This is a genomic window from Neisseriaceae bacterium, assembly GCA_016864895.1.
Taxonomy (GTDB): domain Bacteria; phylum Pseudomonadota; class Gammaproteobacteria; order Burkholderiales; family Neisseriaceae; genus QFNR01.
Genome location: CP046107.1, coordinates 973,071 through 992,925, shown reverse-complemented (window position 1 = coordinate 992,925; position 19,855 = coordinate 973,071). Strand labels below are relative to the sequence as shown.

Annotated in this window: 16 protein-coding genes; 8 read left to right on the top strand and 8 right to left on the bottom strand. The window is 33.3% G+C overall.

All coding sequences use genetic code 11. The annotated features are described in order from the left end of the window. Positions 1-55 precede the first annotated feature (55 nt). On the top strand, positions 56-619 hold the full coding sequence (locus tag GKC53_04195; protein ID QRN41336.1) for a Sua5/YciO/YrdC/YwlC family protein: 564 nt from the start codon (positions 56-58) through the stop codon (positions 617-619). A 3-nt stretch (positions 620-622) separates the two neighbouring features. On the opposite strand, the gene GKC53_04190 is transcribed toward GKC53_04195, so the two are convergent. The 3 genes from GKC53_04190 to GKC53_04180 form a co-directional block, all read right to left on the bottom strand. Then, positions 623-2,683 carry a glycine--tRNA ligase subunit beta gene (locus tag GKC53_04190; protein QRN41335.1) on the bottom strand — a complete coding sequence of 687 codons (2,061 nt, stop codon included), beginning with the start codon at positions 2,681-2,683 and terminating at the stop codon, positions 623-625. Between the two features lie 13 nt (positions 2,684-2,696). Further along, a complete protein-coding gene (gene glyQ, locus GKC53_04185) occupies positions 2,697-3,605 on the bottom strand; it encodes a glycine--tRNA ligase subunit alpha (protein QRN41334.1) in 909 nt (302 codons plus the stop codon). A gap of 163 nt (positions 3,606-3,768) precedes the next feature. Next, complete coding sequence (locus GKC53_04180; GenBank protein ID QRN41333.1) at positions 3,769-4,272, bottom strand: hypothetical protein; 504 nt, start codon at positions 4,270-4,272, stop codon at positions 3,769-3,771. A gap of 150 nt (positions 4,273-4,422) precedes the next feature. On the opposite strand from GKC53_04180, the gene ftsY reads away from it, so the two are divergent. The 3 genes from ftsY to GKC53_04165 are packed head-to-tail and all read left to right on the top strand — an operon-like array spanning position 4,423 to position 7,147. Then, positions 4,423-5,565: a signal recognition particle-docking protein FtsY gene (gene ftsY / locus GKC53_04175; GenBank protein QRN41332.1), complete on the top strand. Its 1,143-nt coding sequence runs from the start codon at positions 4,423-4,425 to the stop codon at positions 5,563-5,565. Positions 5,566-5,582: 17 nt separating this feature from the next. Then, positions 5,583-6,236: an ATP-binding cassette domain-containing protein gene (locus GKC53_04170; protein QRN41331.1), complete on the top strand. Its 654-nt coding sequence runs from the start codon at positions 5,583-5,585 to the stop codon at positions 6,234-6,236. Then, positions 6,233-7,147 carry an FtsX-like permease family protein gene (locus tag GKC53_04165; protein ID QRN41330.1) on the top strand — a complete coding sequence of 305 codons (915 nt, stop codon included), beginning with the start codon at positions 6,233-6,235 and terminating at the stop codon, positions 7,145-7,147. The genes GKC53_04170 and GKC53_04165 overlap by 4 nt, the downstream gene beginning before the upstream one ends. Before the next feature lie 17 nt (positions 7,148-7,164). On the opposite strand, the gene mutS is transcribed toward GKC53_04165, so the two are convergent. Further along, positions 7,165-9,735 (bottom strand): DNA mismatch repair protein MutS, encoded by a 2,571-nt coding sequence (gene mutS, locus GKC53_04160; protein ID QRN41329.1) that lies wholly within the window; start codon positions 9,733-9,735, stop codon positions 7,165-7,167. Positions 9,736-9,841: 106 nt separating this feature from the next. Between mutS and GKC53_04155 the strand changes: the two genes are divergently transcribed. The 4 genes from GKC53_04155 (at position 9,842) to GKC53_04140 (ending at position 13,937) form a co-directional block, all read left to right on the top strand. After that, positions 9,842-11,509 carry a glucose-6-phosphate isomerase gene (locus tag GKC53_04155; protein ID QRN41328.1) on the top strand — a complete coding sequence of 556 codons (1,668 nt, stop codon included), beginning with the start codon at positions 9,842-9,844 and terminating at the stop codon, positions 11,507-11,509. Beyond that, positions 11,478-11,966 carry a nicotinamide-nucleotide amidohydrolase family protein gene (locus GKC53_04150; GenBank protein ID QRN41327.1) on the top strand — a complete coding sequence of 163 codons (489 nt, stop codon included), beginning with the start codon at positions 11,478-11,480 and terminating at the stop codon, positions 11,964-11,966. The genes GKC53_04155 and GKC53_04150 overlap by 32 nt, the downstream gene beginning before the upstream one ends. A gap of 251 nt (positions 11,967-12,217) precedes the next feature. Further along, entirely contained in the window at positions 12,218-13,099 is an 882-nt protein-coding gene (locus tag GKC53_04145) for an META domain-containing protein (protein QRN41326.1), read from the top strand. Positions 13,100-13,223: 124 nt separating this feature from the next. After that, entirely contained in the window at positions 13,224-13,937 is a 714-nt protein-coding gene (locus GKC53_04140) for a hypothetical protein (protein ID QRN41325.1), read from the top strand. Between the two features lie 9 nt (positions 13,938-13,946). Here the strand turns inward: GKC53_04140 and murA are convergent, their stop codons facing one another. From murA to mnmA, 4 genes are all read right to left on the bottom strand, one after another. Then, complete coding sequence (gene murA, locus GKC53_04135) at positions 13,947-15,203, bottom strand: UDP-N-acetylglucosamine 1-carboxyvinyltransferase (GenBank protein QRN41324.1); 1,257 nt, start codon at positions 15,201-15,203, stop codon at positions 13,947-13,949. Positions 15,204-15,238: 35 nt separating this feature from the next. Further along, the gene (locus tag GKC53_04130; GenBank protein QRN41830.1) at positions 15,239-16,945 is read right to left on the bottom strand and encodes an AMP-binding protein; all 1,707 of its coding nucleotides are present in this window, start codon (positions 16,943-16,945) and stop codon (positions 15,239-15,241) included. Positions 16,946-17,002: 57 nt separating this feature from the next. Beyond that, positions 17,003-18,694: an AMP-binding protein gene (locus GKC53_04125; GenBank protein ID QRN41323.1), complete on the bottom strand. Its 1,692-nt coding sequence runs from the start codon at positions 18,692-18,694 to the stop codon at positions 17,003-17,005. Between the two features lie 90 nt (positions 18,695-18,784). After that, on the bottom strand, positions 18,785-19,855 hold the full coding sequence (mnmA, locus tag GKC53_04120) for a tRNA 2-thiouridine(34) synthase MnmA (protein QRN41322.1): 1,071 nt from the start codon (positions 19,853-19,855) through the stop codon (positions 18,785-18,787).

Sequence of the window (19,855 nt, the reverse complement as noted above, 5' to 3'; positions counted from 1 at the left end):
AATAAAAACATATGTTAAAATTAATTCAGTTATGCAATAAATTAATCTACATACTATGCATCAAAGGATTCCCCAAAAAAAAATTAAACAAGCAAAATTCCATTTGAAACGAGGAGGTATCATTGCTTACACCACAGAATCATGTTTTGGTCTAGGCGTACTCCCTAATCATCCCAAAGCAGTTTCTCGCTTGATTAAACTTAAAAAAAGACCAGTCAATAAAGGCCTAATTGTTATTGGTAGCACAATTAAACAATTGTCATCTCTCATCAATCCTTTGTCTGCATCTGAACTTGATTTTTTAAATAATACTTGGCCTTCAGCCAATACTTTTTTAGTTCCTGCTTGTCCTACAATATTTCCACTACTACGTGGAACTCAAAGGAAAAAACTAGCAATAAGAATTCCTGACCATGCTCAAGCTTTATTTTTATGTAGACAAATTCAATCCGCCTTAGTTTCAACCTCAGCCAATATAGCTCATAAAAAACCTTGTGTAACATTTCGGGAAATCAATCGACAATTTGGAGGTAGGGTGCTAGTCATCTCAGGATCAATAGGAAAATACAAAAAAAGTAGCCAAATATTTGATTTGGCTACTTTAAAAAAAATACGCTAATTATTAACTTAGATAAGAAATATCAGCAACTGCATTTAATTTTTTAGATAGTACGTTTAACAAATTTAATCTATTTTCTCGTATTTGCGTGTCAGCAGATATAACCATTACTTCATCAAAAAAAGCATCAACTTTTGGTTTAATTTTTGCTAAAACATTTAATGCACTTTGATAATCTCTGTTTTGTAACGCTGTTTCTATTATACAGGAAACTACCTGTATATTTTCCCATAAGATGATTTCTGCTTTTTCATGTAATTTATCTTGATGAATATTTGATTCAGAAAAATTATTTTTTTTAAGTATATTAGAAACTCTTTTATTAGTCTCTGACAAAGCCAGTGCCTCAGGTAAATTTTTAAAGTTTTCTATGGCAATCAATATTGCTGATAGCTGGCTAAATTCTTCTGGTTGCTTGGCTAAACTTGCCATAACAACATCATGAGTATGTTTATTCTGTAAATATACAGCAAGTCTAGTTAAGATAAATTGATATACTTCTGATACTGTCTTTGTACTCAACAGACCTTTAGGAAAAGTTTGATATACAAACTCTAACAACTTTTGTATATTCAAAGGAAATTCCAATAATATTCTAACAATACCTAATGCAGAACGTCTTAAAGCATAAGGATCTTTATCTCCAGTAGGAATTAATCCAATACCCCATATTCCTATCAAAGTCTCAAGTTTATCAGCTAAAGAAACTGCTATTCCTATTTCACTACTAGGCAATACATCATTTGCAAACTTAGGCCAATAATGTTCTTCAATTGCTTTAGCCACCTCGCTATCTTCATTATCGTTCAAAGCATAATATTTACCCATTACACCTTGCAATTCAGGAAACTCTCCTACCATTTCTGTGACTAAATCCGCTTTAGCCAACTGTGCCGCCCTACGAACCTTGGTTTCATCAATACCTAATTGACGAGCAATAAATGATGAAATTTCCATTAAACGCTGCACTCTATCATATTGACAACCTATTTTATTATTATAAATTACATTCTCTAACACATGTAGTCGGCTTTCTAAACTTACTTTCCTATCTACATTATAAAAAAAGGCAGCATCTGACAGACGAGCCCTCACAACTCTCTCATTCCCCGCAATCACTTCCTCCGGGTTTGCAGATTCAATATTGGAAACTAATAAAAAAGTATTTAATAGTTTTTGCTCAGCATTCATTAACGGAAAGTATTTTTGATTTTTTTGCATGGTTAATATTAAACATTCTGCAGGTATTTCTAGAAACTCAGGTGCAAAAGTGCCAACCAATGTCACCGGCCATTCAACTAGACCAGTAACCTCATCAAAAAGTGACTCTTCTGCCACCCATTGTGCATTTATTTCAGAACATCTATCTTGTATCTGTTGTTTAATTGCATTTTTTCTAGTCTCAAAATTGACCTTAACATAATTTTTTTCCAACAATTTTTCGTATTGATTACTATGTTTAAGCTCAATTAATTCATGGGTTGACATGAAACGATGCCCCAACGTTTTATTATCTGCCTTCAAACCAAATAAATGTACAGGCAATATATCTTCGCCCAACATTGCAATTAAACTATGAACTGGTCTCACAAATGTATAAGATTTGTCACCCCAGTGCATAAGTTTAGGTACAGGTAATTTCTTAACTGCTACATCTAATATCATCTGTAGTATTGTTGCTAATCCTAAACCTTTTTCAAAAAACTGATAACAGTAGATTTCCTGTTTACCATCATGCATAATGCATAAATCTTGCAAAGAAATATTATTTGATTTTAAAAATCCTTGTAGGGCACGAGAAGGTTCTCCATCAACCATTCCAATAGCTATAGAAGGTCCTTTTTTAATTTTTTCTTGATCTCGTTGTTCTGATTGCACCTCTGGAATCAATAATGCCAAGCGACGTGGTGTAGCAAAAAATTGATAGGATACAGTTTTTTCCACCATTTTTTCTTTAACTAGTCCTTCAAAAATTAATGAGGCAAAACTTCTTCCTAATTTCTCCAGTACATTAGGGGGCAATTCTTCGGTACGTAATTCAACCAATAATGTTTCTTTATTCATATTTCTTCCAAAATTACTTTTGAATAGATTCCCTTAACAAAGGAAATCCTAATGCTTCTCGTGAAGCAATATATTTTTTAGCCACTTTTTTACTTAAACTCCTAATTCTTGCGATATAAGTTGCTCTTTCTGTTACTGAAATAGCACCCCTAGCGTCAAGCAAATTAAAAGTATGTCCTGCTTTTAAAACTAACTCATAAATGGGTAATATTAAACCTACTTCTTCTACCTCTAATAATCTTTTAGCTTCACTTTCATATTCATTAAACTCCCTCAACAACCAGTCTGTATTCGCATATTCAAAATTATAATAAGATTGTTCTACCTCATTCTGATGATAAACATCACCATAAGTCACTATGTCACCGTTAAAATTTCTACCCCAATTCAAATCATAAACATTTTCAACCCCTTGTAAATACATGGCAAGTCTTTCCAATCCATAAGTAATTTCACCCAGTACTGGAAAACAATCCTGTCCTCCCACTTGTTGAAAATAAGTAAATTGAGTAATTTCCATACCATTTAACCATACTTCCCAACCAAGACCCCATGCACCTAAAGTAGGATTTTCCCAGTCATCTTCAACAAATCGCACATCATGAACTTGAGGAGAAAGCCCCAGATCTTTCAAAGAATTTAGATAAAGCTCTTGTATATTATCAGGTGAAGGTTTCATAACTACCTGAAATTGATAATAATGTTGTAAACGATTCGGATTTTGTCCATACCGACCATCTTTAGGTCGTCTTGATGGCTGCACATAGGCTGCATACCAAGGTTCACAGCCTAAAGCCCTTAAACAAGTAGAAGGATGACTCGTTCCAGCACCAACTTCCGTATCAAAAGGTTGCAGAAGAATACATCCTTTGGATGCCCAATAAGTCTGTAATTTAAAAATAATTTCTTGAAATGTAAGCATAATTTTTATTTAATATTGATAAATTAATGTCTATCGTTATAAAAACACATTCTTAAACAGTAGCGAAGTATTATAATCAATATTACACCATGCTTACTAATTAATTTTTTTATCTTTATCAAACTGGATAAAAATATTGACTAGTGATTTTTAAAATATTTTTTCAATATTTTTTCTGTATCTTTTCTGTTGTTTTTTTGACAGACACTACTTTCCCGTCTTTTGCAGTCACACTACAAATTTTAGAACCATCAAATGTTATGTCATATACCTGTTGAGCAATTCCTAATGACCGAGAAACAACGCTAAGCCCTTTAGAGTTTCCAAGTAGAGCACTTAAGTGCGTCACATCTATCCCCACACTTACAGCATCACAAATGCTCTTCTTGTTGAATGATTTTTTACCAAAAACCTCTCCTACCCCTACTTCTAAAGTATTTTTATTTTTCCCAGTACCAACAGTTGTCTCTGTATTCTCATTTCTATCAATTTCTTGCTTATCTGTATGGGTAGTATTAGCCTTTTCTGCACTACTCTTAATAGTATCAAAAATCTGGGTCAATTTATTAATATCAGAACTAATCTTATCAAGTTTCTCTTCTGTGGTTTGAGAAACACAAAATGATCCAGCTAATATCATTAATAATAGAACAATTTTTCTTATCATTGAATTCTCCTAAAAATATGCTCACGTAACAGTTTTTTGACAAGAAAATTAATAAAAGTTCAATTAAGATTAGGATAATTATTATCAATATTCTACATTTGAAAAAATTTAAGTTAAAATAAACCTATTAATCATTTACCAATAAAAAATATGTTTCGAATATTTAAAAAGAAAGCAGATCAAGCTTCTACAAAATCAAAACCTGAAAAAAATTCAAAAACTACTCAAACAAAGGCTACTATAAACAGTCAAATAATCCCCAAAGAACCAGATTCTGGGCTCTCGACAAACAATTCTGTAGGCGAGTCAATTGCTACAGAAACTTATGAACTCCCAACTCAAGATCAACTTATCAAAAACTGTAAAAAAAATCCAGTAAAAAAAGATTCCTGGTCTTTTCGACTAAAAAAAGGCTTATCTAAATCACGTGATAAATTCAATAAATCAATGGCCAGCATTATTGGTGGCGGACAAATTAATGAAGAATTATATGAAGACCTCGAAACAGTGTTACTGACTTCTGATATGGGTCTTAAGGCAACAGAGTTTCTATTAAAAGAAGTGCGAAATAGGGTGAGTTTTAAGGGGTTAAAAGATGTTAATGAACTAAGAAGTACTTTGAAAGAAGCTTTATTTGACCTAATTAAACCTTTAGAGCAACCCCTAGAAACAATAAATACCAAACCTTATGTCATCATGATGGTAGGTGTTAATGGTGCAGGTAAAACCACAACCATAGGTAAACTTGCCCATCATTTTCAAAATAAAAATAAGAGTGTTATTTTAGCTGCAGGAGATACTTTTAGAGCAGCTGCTAGGGAACAGCTCTTAGCTTGGGGGGAAAGAAATAATGTAACCGTTATATCTCAAGAAAAAGGAGATTCTGCCGCCGTATGCTTCGATACTATTGAGGCCGCCAAAGCAAGAAATAAAGATATTGTATTAGCAGATACTGCGGGACGTTTACCCTCTCAACTTAATTTAATGGAAGAAATCAAAAAGGTAAAACGTGTTATCCAAAAATCATTACCTGATGCACCACATGAAATTATCTTAGTTTTAGATGCCAATATTGGACAGAATACTATCAACCAAGTAATCGCTTTTGATGATGCTCTAGGATTAACTGGCTTAATTATTACTAAATTAGATGGTACAGCCAAAGGCGGTATAATTGCAGCCTTAGCAAGAAACAGACCTATCCCTATTCGTTATATTGGTGTAGGTGAGAATATTGATGATTTAAAACCTTTTAAGGCTCAAGAATTCGTGGATGCTTTTTTTGATGATTAAACAAGGAAATTTTACCTATGATACGATTTGAACAAGTAGTTAAGACTTATCCAGGTGGATACCGGGCTATTGATAATGTTTCTTTTACCATTAACCAAGGAGAAATGATTTTTATTGCAGGACATTCTGGTGCTGGTAAAACAACTATACTAAAATTAGTAGCGGGTATCATTCGACCAACATCGGGAAAAATTTGGGTCAATAATAGCTGCTTAAATGATTTAAATCACGACCAACTTGGTTTCTTGAGGCAACATATAGGTGTTATATTCCAAGATCATAAAATCTTGTATGATAGAACAACTTTAGAAAACGTGTTGCTACCTCTTTATATCACAGGATACGATAAAAATATAGCGCTTAGAAGAGCCAATCTGGCCATTTCAAAAGTAGGATTAGAGGGCAAAGAAAATGTCAACCCAATCTCTCTATCAGGTGGAGAGCAGCAACGCTTATGTATTGCCCGAGCAATGGTACATCAACCAGGAATACTCATTGCTGACGAACCCTCTGCCAATTTAGACCGTTCTTATGCTTTAGATATTATGGCATTATTTCAATCTTTTCATAAAGCAGGAACAACTTTGATTATTTCAGCACATGATGAATCTCTAATGGCTGATTATGGTCATCGTATTATACGTTTTAAAGAGGGAAGGTTTGCTGCATGAAACAATTATACAACCAGCATATTAATGCAATAAGAAATTCTATTAAAAGATTATTTAAACAACCTGTTAGTTCTATTTCTATTTTAATTATGCTAGGTATTGCTCTTGCTCTACCTTTAACTTTATATTTATCTGTACAAAGCTTTGAGTTGATTTTAAATAAGTTAACCATAGATCCTAGTATTACTGTTTTTATGGAAAATAACACGCCAGAAGAAGAGATATCATCGATCTCCTCTACTTTACAAGATCACCAAAATATTCAATCTGTTAAGTATATAGATAAAGAAGATGCCTTAACAGAAACCAGCAATATACTTGAACAGAAAGAACTCATCAACATGTTTGATCAGAATCCATTACCTGATGCATTCTCTGTTATTCCCAAAGATGTTGAACCGAGTCAAATTAGTCAACTAACTTCAGAATTAAAACAACTACCCTATGTTAATCAGGTATCTGTGGACTCACAATGGGTTCAAACACTCTATCAAATAAAAAGCTTTATCAATAAAATTCTTATTTTCTTATCAGTGACTTTAAGTTTTGCCTTTATTTTAATTTCTCATAATACGATTCGTTTACAGATACTATCTTGCCGAGATGAAATTGATATATCTCATTTATTGGGTGCTTCGAGTTCTTTTATTCGTAGGCCTTTCTTGTACCAAGCCTTTTGGCAAGCAATTTTAACGATTATTCTTGGGGTATGTATTACTAGTATTACAATGTTAACTGCCTTTAGGCAAGCAAAACTGATTCTAACCCCTTATGGTATTCAAATTCAACAAAGAATTTTTACTGTTCCTGAACTTTTATGGATTACTTTGATTGTTGTGGCTCTGGCTTTAATCGGCGCCACTTGGGCAAGTTGGCAATCTCTAAAAGAATTTGAACAACAAATTGGATAGTTATTATTTAGTTTACATTAATATTGAGTAGATCGTACTAGATGATAAATGGCGTCTAGTGCTTCCTTAGGACTCATATCATCTGGTGTTAGATTTTGTATTTGCTCGATCAATGCCTCATACAAAACTTTGTACTCATCCTTTTTATCGTCAGTCACTTGCATAACTTGAAATAAATCCATTTGTGGTTGCTGTTGTAAAGTCTCTGACTCCCTTAGAGACAGTAATTTTTCAGCATATTGTATAACTTTTTTAGGTAATCCTGCCAATTTTGCCACAGCAACCCCATAACTTTTCATAGCAGGTCCTGCTTCTAAACGATGTAAAAAAACAATATGTTTTTTTTCTTCTACTGCTGATAAATGCTTATTAAAAATAATGGAAAAATGAGCTGCCATCTCGGTTAACTCAAAATAATGTGTTGCAAATAAAGTAAAACTCTTATTAACCGTACTAAGATAATTTAAAACAGATTGTGCAATCACAGAACCATCCAAATTAGAAGTTCCACGTCCAACTTCATCCATCAAAACTAAAGAAGATTCTGTAGCATGATTAAGAATATAAGCAGTTTCAGACATTTCCACCATAAAAGTAGAACGGTTACTCGCAATATCATCCGAGGCACCAATACGAGTAAATATTTTATCGATTGAGCCTAATATTACTTTCTTGGCTGGTACAAACGATCCTATGTGAGCCATCAATACAATCAAAGCATTTTGTCGCATATAAGTCGATTTACCACCCATATTAGGACCAGTGATTAGCATTATCTTTTGTTTATTATCCAGTACACAATCATTGTTAACATAATGTTCCACTAGTTCTGATACAACTGGGTGTCTACCTAGTTGAATGTCAAGTATGGGATAATCCACTAATTTTGGGCAGATATAATTATTTTGTATAGCTTTTTGACTAAATGATAATAAGACATCTAAACTGGCAACTGAACGAGCAATAGTTTGTAACAAACTAATAAATTTTTGCAACTGACTAACCAGATCATTATATAAGTATTTTTCTCGTTCAAGAACTAATTGTTGGGAATTCAACACTTTCTCTTCTAGAGACTTTAACTCAGGTGTGATAAATCGTTCTACATTTTTTAAAGTTTGTTTTCTAACATAGTCAACAGGAGCATTAATAGCTTCTTTTTTACTTAACTCAATATAAAAACCATGGACACGATTAAACTCAATTTTTAAAGTAGATAAGCTAGTTTTTTGCCTTTCTCTATCTTGCATTTGAAGTAAAATATGATCCACATGAGATTGCAATTCTCTCATTTCATCCAACTCTACATCAAACCCTGTATTAATGACATTACCATCCTTTATCCATACAGAAGGTTCTGGTAAAATGGCTTTTTCTAATAAATCTGCCATTTCTTTACCTTGAGGGAATACCTGTTGCAAGACCTGTAATAATCCACTTTTCAACTCATTATTAATAACTAATTTTTCTAATATCCGTAAACTATCCCTTAACGCAGATAAATCCCTAGGTCTCACACTAGCTAAGGCAATTCTAGCAATAATCCTTTCTATATCAACAACTTGTTTTAACTTAGAGTATAGATTTATAGGGTTTAATTCGATTAACTCTGCTACCGCTTTTTGACGTGCTTCAATATGTGCATGAGCAGTTAAAGGGTGATGTATCCATTGTTTCAATAAACGGCTTCCCATATGAGTAGCACATTGATTAAGTACAGAAAATAAAGTAGGTGCTTTTTTTCCAGATAGTGTATAAGTTAACTCTAAATTTCTTCTGGTTGTACTGTCTAGGCCGATATACTGTTCCTCTTTTTCCAAGCTAAGTGCATCTAAATGTTTAGGAACTTGTTGCTGAGTTAATTTTATATAGTAAATTAATGCACCTGCTGCTGAGATGGCTAAAGGATGTTCACTCTTATTTAGTCCAAAACCTAGTAAATCTTGTGTTTCAAAGAAATGGATTAATACATTAAAAGCGGAATCACTTTCAAAATGCCATTCATTAACATAGGTCACTTGGTCTTGCCAGTTAATAGGAATAGCTACTCTTCTGGTGTCCTCTAATAAGATCTCTGATACTTGAAGTCGTTCTAATTCATCTTCTAAAAGATGATGAGGGATTTGTTTTGATTTAAACTCCCCACTTTCCAAAGACAACCATGCCAAACCGTATTCTTTTTTGCCATAGACAATAGCAACAATACGGTTAGTTTCAGTTTCAGAAAGTAATGCTTCATCAGTTAAGGTTCCTGGTGTTACAATTTTAACAATTTTACGTTCTACAAGCCCTTTACCTTGACCAACCATTCCCACTTGTTCACAAATGGCAACACTCTTTCCTGCTTTAATCAAGCGAGCTAAATACTGTTCAGCAGCATGATAGGGAACCCCAGCCATTTGAACTGGCTCATCACCAATTTTACCACGGGAGGTCAACGTAATATCTAATATACTGGCGGCTTGAACTGCATCATCTAAAAATAACTCATAAAAATCGCCCATGCGATAAAAAAGTAATTTATCCGAACAAGTTTTTTTAATTTCTAAATATTGTGCCATCATGGGCGTTATTTTATTATTCTGCATAGATTGTAAAAGATAATATTTCCCCTCATTTTAACCCTGTGAATAATCAATTGTCCAAAAATTTGATTTATTCTAAAATAAAACATTGTTTATTGATTTATGAATTATGACTTTTATTAATCAAACTGCTATTTGGGCACAATTACACCAACACCAACGTGCGACTCATTACCTACACATGCGTGATTTGTTTACGCAAGATCCAGATCGTTTCAATAAAATGCACCAACAGTTAAATGGATTATTATTTGATTATAGTAAGAATCGTATTACAGAAGACACAATCAAACTATTAATTGAACTGGCACAAACAGCTAAAATCAGGGAATGGATTGATAAAATGAGAACAGGAAAAAGTATCAATCTTAGTGAGAATAGACCTGTATTACATACTGCTTTAAGACAACCCAAAACAGCAAATATCTATGTTGCTGGTGAAAATATTATTCCCAAAGTTCATGAGGAGCTAGAAAAAGCACTCAATCTAGCAGAACAAATTCGTCAACAAAAATATTTAGGTTTTTCCGGACACCCTATTACCAGTATCGTGAACATTGGCATAGGAGGCTCGGATTTAGGTCCAAGAATGCTTTATGTTGCTTTGAAGCCATACCATCATGAAAAAATTACCGTGCATTATGTTTCCAATGTAGATGCAGCACATTTAGGTGAAACTTTAAAAAACCTAGATCCTAAAAGTACCTTGTTTATTATTGCCAGTAAATCATTTACCACCCCTGAAACCTTGTTGAATGCTATGACAGCTAAAAAATGGTTCTTAGAGAATTCACAAAACGAAAATATCAGTACTCATTTTCTAGCCATTACCAGCAATAAACAAGCCGCTTTAAATTATGGGATTGCCGAAGAAAATATTTTTGGTATGTTTGACTGGGTAGGTGGTCGATATTCTTCTTGGTCTTCTATCAGCCTTTCAGTTATGTGTGCTATTGGTCGAGATAACTTTTTAGAGTTTCTTGAAGGAGGGAGAAATATGGACGAGCATTTTTTCTCTAGTCCTTACTCTGAAAATATTCCTATTTTGATGGGATTAATTGGTGTTTGGTATAACACTTTCTACCAAAGCAGTAGTCATGCCATTATTCCCTATGATCATAGTTTAAGACGCTTTCCTACTCATATTCAACAACTCGATATGGAAAGCAATGGTAAGAGAACAGGCCGAAATGGCGAATATTTAGATTTTGATACAGGTGCTGTAATCTGGGGTGAAGAAGGTGTTAATTGTCAACATGCATTTTTCCAGTTACTTCATCAAGGCACTCGCTTGATTTGCTCCGATTTTATTGTAACAGCTAACAGCTTTTACCCTGAACAAAATAATCAACATCAAGTGCTAGTTTCGAATGCACTGGCTCAAACTAGAGCATTAATGCAAGGTAAAACTGAAGCTAAAGTTTATCAAGAGTTAAATTATTTATCAGGTATTGAACGAGACAAACTAGCACCACAAAAATTCTTTCCTGGTAATCAACCAAGTAATACAATTTTCCTAGAACGATTAACACCCTTCAACTTAGGCATGTTATTAGCCCTATATGAACATAAAGTATTTGTACAAGGTATCATCTGGGGTATTAATTCTTTTGACCAATGGGGTGTCGAGTATGGTAAAGTATTAGCAAAAAATATAGAACCCTTACTATCCAATAATGAATCAGCTCAATATGATTCCTCCACTAATCACTTAATTGATTACTTTAGAAAACACAATAAACCACATGAACCGTTCTCTGTTAGAAAAATTAAGTAACTTATTAATTACTAAAAATCTAATCATCTGCACTGCAGAATCTTGCACAGGTGGCTTATTAGCAAACTATCTAACTGATTTATCAGGAAGTTCCCAATGGTTTGAACTGGGTTTCATTACTTATTCCAATAAGGCTAAAAGCAATATATTAGGTGTTTGCACAGAAACGCTGACACAATATGGATCAGTAAGTCAAGAAACTGTAGTAGAAATGGCGAAAGGTGCTTTATTAAAATCATCCGCTGATATCTCAATTAGTATTTCAGGTGTTGCAGGTCCTACCGGAACAGACTCTCAATATCCAATTGGTTCTGTGTGGTTTGCTGTGACTTCTAAAAATACAATCAAAACTTATTTAAAACATTTTACTGGCAACAGGAAGGAGGTAAGAGAAAAAGCGACTCAATATGCTATTGAAATCCTAATTAAATTTATCCATTCATATCCCACCTACTAAAATGACAAGTTCTTACGGTGAAGCTGATAAATATTAAACATGCTTGTATTAAATGTATATGATTATATCATGGGGGAAAAAATTAAAAAGTATAAAGTATAATACCTAAAATTATGGAATAATAGTCATGAATCCATAAGAAATCATACCCAGAAACGACACCAGAATTCATTTTACAAGTCTAACTAAATTTCGTTATAATCGGCTCTAGTTATGCGAATTATGATTGATAAATAAAGGCTTATATTACTATGAAAACATATTTAATATTTCTTTCTTGTTCACTGCTTTTCACAGCTTGTGTGACTCAAAAAAATGATGATTTTTTGGATGCATTAGCTTTAAATCCTTCTTCTCAAATGTTAACCTCGACTGACTGGGTAATTATCTCTGGCCATTCCTTCAATGATAATGACATTAAAACTAACCTAGATAGCTTATTACCCAACAATGGTGCTAGAGCAATTGTCACTTTCAATAATACAGGACAGATAAGTATTCGTGGTGGTTGTAATCAATTAAGCGGATTTTGGTCACTCAATGATAATGTGTTAAAAGTATCTTCATTAGCCTCTACCAAAATGGCTTGTGAGGCTTCATTGATGGATTTGGATCAAGCAGTGCAAACATTATTTTCCAATAAAACTATTACCGCTCGTGTCCCCAATGGACTTGATAATTCTTTAATTAGAATGCAAACTAATGACAATATTTATTATGTAATGCAGTCAATTAATAATATTGAAAAAAATAATAAATCTTATGCAGGTAAATATTTTTCAGATGAGGTATTCCAAGAGTACGAATGGAAACTAACCAGTGCATTAGATCATGAAAATAATATACTTTTAACAAATACACCACTTCAAATTACGACTTTTAGCCAAGAAGGGCAGAATATGATTGTCAAGTCCAATTGTGGGAAAGCTATTTTTAATATGAATTTAGTTAAAAATAATTTGAGCATTGGTAATATTATTTCTGGTGCAGATACATGTAGTAAAATCGATAATGCCTTAACCAATAAGCATTTCTATATCAAAGGTGAAATGATAGGTAAGAATCCAGAAATTAAATTCATTGGTTCAAATGGTGATATTATTTCCCTCAAAGGTAGTAAGAAAAAGAACTGATGAAAAACACTAAAAATAGAGATTAATGTTCCGAATGAAAAGATGTGCATTTATTATACTATTATCACTGTACATTACTTCTTGTGACCAAATAAAAAACTCATTCACTCATATCAAAAGTAATGTGACACAGCAGAATCAAGATAATAATTCATTACATCAATTTGAAGCCAGAAACTGGCAATTAATAAAGGCTTTTGATAAAAATCAAAAGCCCTTGTTTCTTGAGTCTGTTGATTTTAAATTTGAAGATATAAATCTGAGCATTAAAGAAAATACTATTTATTTGCAAGGCATTTGCTCACCATTTCATGTCAGTTTCACACAAAAAGAACCTTCAATTATCATGACGGATGTTATTAATTATGCTAATGCAGTATGTAATAATAGTAATAGATTCAAGATAGGCCAAAATATTGTAGATTTCTTTAATAAACAACAACTTTCTATTAGTTATGGAAAATTTAATGATCATCTTATCTTCTCAAATTATGAAAAAAATACTTTAATTTTCAAAGAACTAACATCAGATACAGGACAACATCCAATCATTAAATCAAATATCGTTGATTCCACTACTGCATATATGGAAATAAAACCAACTGAAAACTGTGATAAAACAGAAAACTGCTTCCTAGTCAGAGAAATTTTTTATGACAATCAATTTCAAAAAAATTATTCTGAATGGTTAGCTCTAGATTTTGAAATTGAAAATCTACATCTGTCACCCGAATTCAGTGTGACAGTTAAGTTAAACATATTTAAAACAGGGGATCCTAATATTAAAACTAAATACATTTTAGATAAAGTACTAGAACAAACCCCCATCAAAAATTAATATCAAATATTAAGAAAGAATTCTTTGGATATTAGCACCTACATTACCTAATTTCTCCTCGATTTTTTCATATCCTCTATCTAAATGATAAATTCTCTCTATATAAGTAGTGCCATCAGCTACCAACCCTGCGACAACTAAACTAGCAGAAGCTCTTAAATCAGTTGCCATAACCTTGGCACCTGAGAGTTGTTCAACCCCTTTGATAAAAGCAGTGTTACCATCAACTTCAATACAAGCACCCATTCTATTTAATTCAGGTACATGCATAAATCTATTTTCAAAAATTGTCTCCACAATCTTACCAGTACCTTCAGCAATAACATTCATGGCCATAAACTGAGCTTGCATGTCAGTTGGAAATCCAGGATAAGGCAAAGTCCTAATATTGACAGGTTTGGGTCTTTTCCTCATCTCGATTAAAATCCAATCCTTACCCGTCTCAATAAGTGCACCAGATTCTAATAATTTATCCAAAATAATTTGCATACTTTTTGGGTGTGCATTGTTAAGGATAACTTTACCTTGAGTCATTGCTACAGCACATAAAAAAGTTCCTGTCTCAATACGATCAGGTAAAATACTGTGCTCTGCACCATGTAATTTATCTACACCATGGATTTTTAATACCCCTGTACCAATACCTTCAATCCTAGCACCCATAGAAACTAAACAATTAGCCAAATCAACTACTTCTGGTTCTTTTGCTGCATTTTCTAAAATGGTCACACCTTTTGCCAAAGTAGCTGCCATCAACAAATTTTCAGTTCCTGTAACAGTAACCATATCCATAATAATATGGGCTCCCTCTAAGCGCTTTGCTTTAGCCTTAATATATCCATGCTCTACGTTAACTTCAGCCCCCATGGCAACTAAGCCTTTAATATGTTGATCGACTGGGCGAGAACCTATAGTACAACCACCTGGTAAACTAATTTGACACTCTCCAAATTTTGCCAATGTCGGTCCTAAAATTAAAATAGATGCTCTCATGGTTTTGACTAAATCATACGATACAGCCAAATCATGGATAGAAGCACAACATATATTCACCTTATCCTGATGATTACTTTCTATATCTGCTCCCATTTTTTCCAAAACTTCAATGGTTGTTTTAACATCTTTTAACATAGGAACATTACTTAATGCCAAAGTATCATCCGTTAATAATCCCGCACACATAATGGGTAGGGTTGCATTTTTTGCACCTGAAATTCTTATTTCTCCATTTAAAGGGCCATTACCCACAATCTTTAATTTAGCCATTTATAATTCTCTATTGACAATTTATTATTTTAATTTTACGAGTTACATCTCTTTAACTCTTCATCCCTTAATTCTTTTCTCAAGATTTTACCCACTAATGATTTAGGAAGTTGATCTCTAAATTCAAAAATTTTCGGTACTTTATAGCCCGTTAAATATTGACGACAAAATTTAGTTATTTCTTCTCCTGTGAGTTTAGGATTACTGGTAACCACAAATACCTTCAATGCCTCACCTGTTTTAGGATGAGGCACACCAATGACAGCACATTCAACAATATCTGGGTGTAAAGTCACAACATCCTCTACTTCGTTAGGATAAACGTTGAAACCTGAAATAACAACTAAATCCTTTTTTCTATCAACAATACGTAAATAACCATCCTCATCCATTGTGGCAATATCGCCTGTCCTTAACCAGCCATCTTTTAGAACTTTCGCTGTTTCTTCTGGTTGTTTCCAGTAACCTTGCATCACTTGAGGTCCTTTAATCCATAATTCACCTGATTCTCCTAATACCACCTCATTGTTATTATCATCCCGTAAAGAGATATCAGTACCTGGTAATGGCAAGCCAACACTTCCAGTCCATCCTTTTTGTTTCATATCATCCGTATCCATCAATGGATTGACCGCCACACCAGGACTAGCTTCTGTTAGACCATAAGCTTCAATAATGGGTAACCCAGTCACTTTTAACCACTTGTCAGCAACATCTTTTTGAATCGCTGCTCCTCCTCCAAGACATAAAATCCAAGAAGAAAAATCTACTTTTTGAAATTCTGGATTACTCAGTAAAGAATTGAAAAGTGTATTCACTGCAGTTAAACCAGAAATTCTATATTTTCTCATCTGTCGAATGAACATCTTTGTATCCATAGGATTAGCAATCAAAATATTTTGCCCACCCAGATTCAAGAAAATCATCATATTACAAGTTAAAGAAAAAATATGATAAAGAGGAAGAGGTGACATCGCTATCTCTCCTCCCAATTTAAAATTATAAGGTTTCAGCCATTCTTGTGCTTGAGCCATATTTGCACAAATATTACGATGTGTTAACATCGCTCCCTTAGCAACACCCGTAGTACCGCCAGTGTATTGTAAAAAAGCTAAATCCGTATTTTTAATATCAACCTTAATATAAGACTTTTTCTTTCCTAACTTCAATGCATCATTAAACTTTATAGTGTTGCTGGGCAATTTATAAGAAGGTACCCCTTTTTGTATATATCGTACAACAAAATTCAATAGATATCCCCAAAAAGAATGTAACTGATCACCAATAGAGGTCAATATAATATTTTTAAGAGTTGGTATTTCTGGTAATGCTTTTTCCAGTGTCTTAGCAAAATTTTCAATAATAACAATTGTTGTTGGTTCTGCATCTACTAACTGATGTACTAATTCAGGTGCAGTGTAGAGAGGATTAACATTCACAATAACTGCACCAATTTGCAACGCACCTAAAACTACAATTGGATACTGCAAGCAATTCGGTAACATAACTGCTATCCGATCACCTTTTTTTATTTTTAGTTCGTTTTGTAAAAATGATGAGAATAAATCAACTTTCTCCTTAGTCTGTCCATAAGTTTGAACGGTATTAACGCTTGTAAAACCTTTATGATGTCTAAATCTTTCTACTGATCGATCGAATACATCAATAATCGTCCCTAATGAATCTACATCAACTTCAGAATCAACACCCTTAGGATAACTCTTTAACCATATTCTTTCCATAGCGTATTCTTTCCATACCATTATTGATCCTAATTATACTAGCATAGAAACCATTTATTACTTTCTTATTTTAAGTTTTGCCATCTCTTCTTCATGCAAAACTCTTCTTAAAATTTTACCAATATTAGATTTGGGTAATTCATCCCTAAATTCAATAATTTTAGGGATCTTGTAACTTGTCAGACTCCGTCTAGCAAATTGTATAACTTCTTCTTCAGTTAAATTAGGATCACTTTTAACAATAAATACCTTTAATGCTTCACCCGTCTTTTCACTAGGAACACCTATCACACTACACTCTAATATCCCTGGATTCATCATTAAAACATCTTCAACCTCATTAGGATATACATTAAAACCAGATATGATAATCATATCTTTTTTACGATCGACTAGTTTAACAAATCCTTCTTCATTGACGTAAGCAATATCTCCAGTATCCAACCAGCCATCTTTCAAAACTTTTTCCGTTTCTTCCGGTCGATTCCAATATCCCAGCATCACTTGAGGCCCTCTGACCCAAAGATCACCAACTTCTCCAATACCTAACTGCTCACCATTTTTGTCTCTAATTTGAATATCGGTGCTAGGAATTGGTAAACCAACGTAACCTGTGTATTGTTCAATAGTAACAGGATTAACACATACACCAGGACTAGCTTCTGTCAAACCATAGGCCTCAATGATCGGTAAACCGGTGATTTGATTCCATTTATCAGCAACATCTTTTTGTACAGCAGCACCACCACCCAGAGATATTTTCCAACTTGAAAAATCAATTTTCTTAAACTCAGATTGATTCACTAAAGCATTAAATAAAGTATTCACACATGAAATGGCAGTAATATTATATTTTTTGTTTTTTAACTGCTTAATAAAATTCTTCATATCTCTTGGGTTCACAATTAATATATTGTGTCCACCGATACTAGTAAAAATCATTAAGTTAACTGTCAGGGAAAAAATATGATAAAGTGGAAGGGCTGTAACAATACATTCGCTACCCGGTTTTAACTTCAAAGATATCCATTCACTAGCCTGAGCTATATTGGCACAAATATTACGGTGTGTTAGCATAGCTCCTTTAGGAATACCTGTTGTTCCTCCTGTGTATTGTAAAAAAGCCAAATCCGTATTTCTAAGATCAACAGGTCGAAAAGATGTTTTTTTACCTAGTGCAATCGCTTCTTTAAATGCAATATGACCCGATAATTTATAAGACGGAACCCCTTTAGCAATATTTTTAACAGCAAAGTTAAATACAAACCCCCAAAATGAATGTAGTAAATCACCAATTTTAGCCACAATAACATGCTTAACTGGAACTGTATCTGCTATTTTCTCAAATGTAGAAGCAAAATTTTCTAATACCACGATAGTTGAGGCTTCGCTATCTATTAGTTGAGCCTGAACTTCCGGAGCAGTATAAAGTGGATTTATATTTACTACAACCATACCAGCCTGCAATGCACCAAATACGGCTATAGGATACTGCAAAACATTTGGCATCATAATTGCAATACGTTCACCTTTTTCAACCTTCAAGATATTCTGTAAAAATGAACTAAAGTTATCTACTAATTCTTCTGCCTGAGCAAAGGTTAGTGTCGTCCTAATACTTGTATAAGCAGGATTATTTGCGTATTGTTTTGCAGAACGCTTAAACATATCTACTATTGTTCCTAAATCATCCACATTAATTTCACGTTTAATAGACTTAGGATAACTTTTAAACCAAATCTTTTCCATTGCAATCCCCACCAAAATAATCATTTATTCACACTACTTTAGAGATTTTAGTCTAAAATAGTAACTCTTTCTATAAAAAAAAATAGCACTTTAATATCTAAAAGTGCTAGCAATAATACCTCCACCTAAACATATATCATCTTGATAAATCACTGCTGACTGTCCAGGCGTCGCACCCCATACAGGTTCTTTAAATACTAAGCGAATCTTTTTTTTATCCATATAACATAATTCAGCTTCTACATCTTGCATACGATATCTTACCTTAATCTGATAATAACCCTCTTTGGGAGGTATTCCCAAAGTAAAACTTAAATCATCCATAACCAACTCATTGCTAAATAAAAAAGGATGATTGTATCCTTGCACAACAATCAACTGATTATCTTGAATATTTTTACCGGCAACATACCAAGGATCTCCATTACCACCAATACCTAACCCTTTTCGTTGTCCAAGGGTATAAAAAGCAAGTCCAACATGTTCTCCCATTATCTTTCCTTCTGGTGTTACCATCAATCCTTTTTGAACTGGTAAATATTTTTGTAAAAACTCCCTAAAAGGTCGCTCACCGATAAAACAAATACCTGTACTGTCTTTTTTATTGGCAATAGGTAGTGTTAAATCCGATGCCAATTGCCGAACTTCAGACTTGTTTAAATTTCCTAAAGGAAAAATAGAGGATCTAATCTGATCAGGATTTAAACGATATAAAAAATAACTTTGGTCTTTATTTAAATCTTTTGCTTTTTTTAAATAATGTACATCATCAATGACTTCTTTACGTACATAATGTCCTGTTGCTATGTGATCAGCACCAGTCGAAAAAGCATAGTCTAAAAAAACTTTAAATTTAATTTCTGAATTGCATAAAATATCTGGGTTGGGTGTTCGTCCTAATTGATACTCCTGTAAAAAATACTTAAACACTCGATCTTGATATTCTTGAGCAAAATTAACCAAATTAATATCAATTCCTAAAATATCAGCTACAGCAATTGCATCCAAAGAATCTTGCTTAATTGAACAATAGCTTTCATTGTCCTCCTCTTGCCAATTTTGCATGAAAATGCCTTTAACTGAATAATTTTCCTTTTGTAATAGATAAGCGGCCACAGAAGAGTCAACTCCTCCTGACATACCAACAACAACATTATTCAT

What these genes read in the sequence shown, in the direction of transcription:
- GKC53_04180 (QRN41333.1), bottom strand. Translation starts at nt 4,272, where the DNA reads ATGATAAGAAAAATTGTTCTATTATTAATGATATTAGCTGGATCATTT.
- GKC53_04150 (QRN41327.1), top strand. Translation starts at nt 11,478, where the DNA reads ATGAACCGTTCTCTGTTAGAAAAATTAAGTAACTTATTAATTACTAAA.
- GKC53_04190 (QRN41335.1), bottom strand. Translation starts at nt 2,683, where the DNA reads ATGAATAAAGAAACATTATTGGTTGAATTACGTACCGAAGAATTGCCC.
- GKC53_04145 (QRN41326.1), top strand. Translation starts at nt 12,218, where the DNA reads ATGAAAACATATTTAATATTTCTTTCTTGTTCACTGCTTTTCACAGCT.
- GKC53_04130 (QRN41830.1), bottom strand. Translation starts at nt 16,945, where the DNA reads ATGGAAAGAATATGGTTAAAGAGTTATCCTAAGGGTGTTGATTCTGAA.
- mutS (QRN41329.1), bottom strand. Translation starts at nt 9,735, where the DNA reads ATGCAGAATAATAAAATAACGCCCATGATGGCACAATATTTAGAAATT.
- GKC53_04195 (QRN41336.1), top strand. Translation starts at nt 56, where the DNA reads ATGCATCAAAGGATTCCCCAAAAAAAAATTAAACAAGCAAAATTCCAT.
- GKC53_04170 (QRN41331.1), top strand. Translation starts at nt 5,583, where the DNA reads ATGATACGATTTGAACAAGTAGTTAAGACTTATCCAGGTGGATACCGG.
- GKC53_04155 (QRN41328.1), top strand. Translation starts at nt 9,842, where the DNA reads ATGACTTTTATTAATCAAACTGCTATTTGGGCACAATTACACCAACAC.
- murA (QRN41324.1), bottom strand. Translation starts at nt 15,203, where the DNA reads ATGGCTAAATTAAAGATTGTGGGTAATGGCCCTTTAAATGGAGAAATA.
- GKC53_04165 (QRN41330.1), top strand. Translation starts at nt 6,233, where the DNA reads ATGAAACAATTATACAACCAGCATATTAATGCAATAAGAAATTCTATT.
- GKC53_04125 (QRN41323.1), bottom strand. Translation starts at nt 18,694, where the DNA reads ATGGAAAAGATTTGGTTTAAAAGTTATCCTAAGTCTATTAAACGTGAA.
- glyQ (QRN41334.1), bottom strand. Translation starts at nt 3,605, where the DNA reads ATGCTTACATTTCAAGAAATTATTTTTAAATTACAGACTTATTGGGCA.
- mnmA (QRN41322.1), bottom strand. Translation starts at nt 19,855, where the DNA reads ATGAATAATGTTGTTGTTGGTATGTCAGGAGGAGTTGACTCTTCTGTG.
- ftsY (QRN41332.1), top strand. Translation starts at nt 4,423, where the DNA reads ATGTTTCGAATATTTAAAAAGAAAGCAGATCAAGCTTCTACAAAATCA.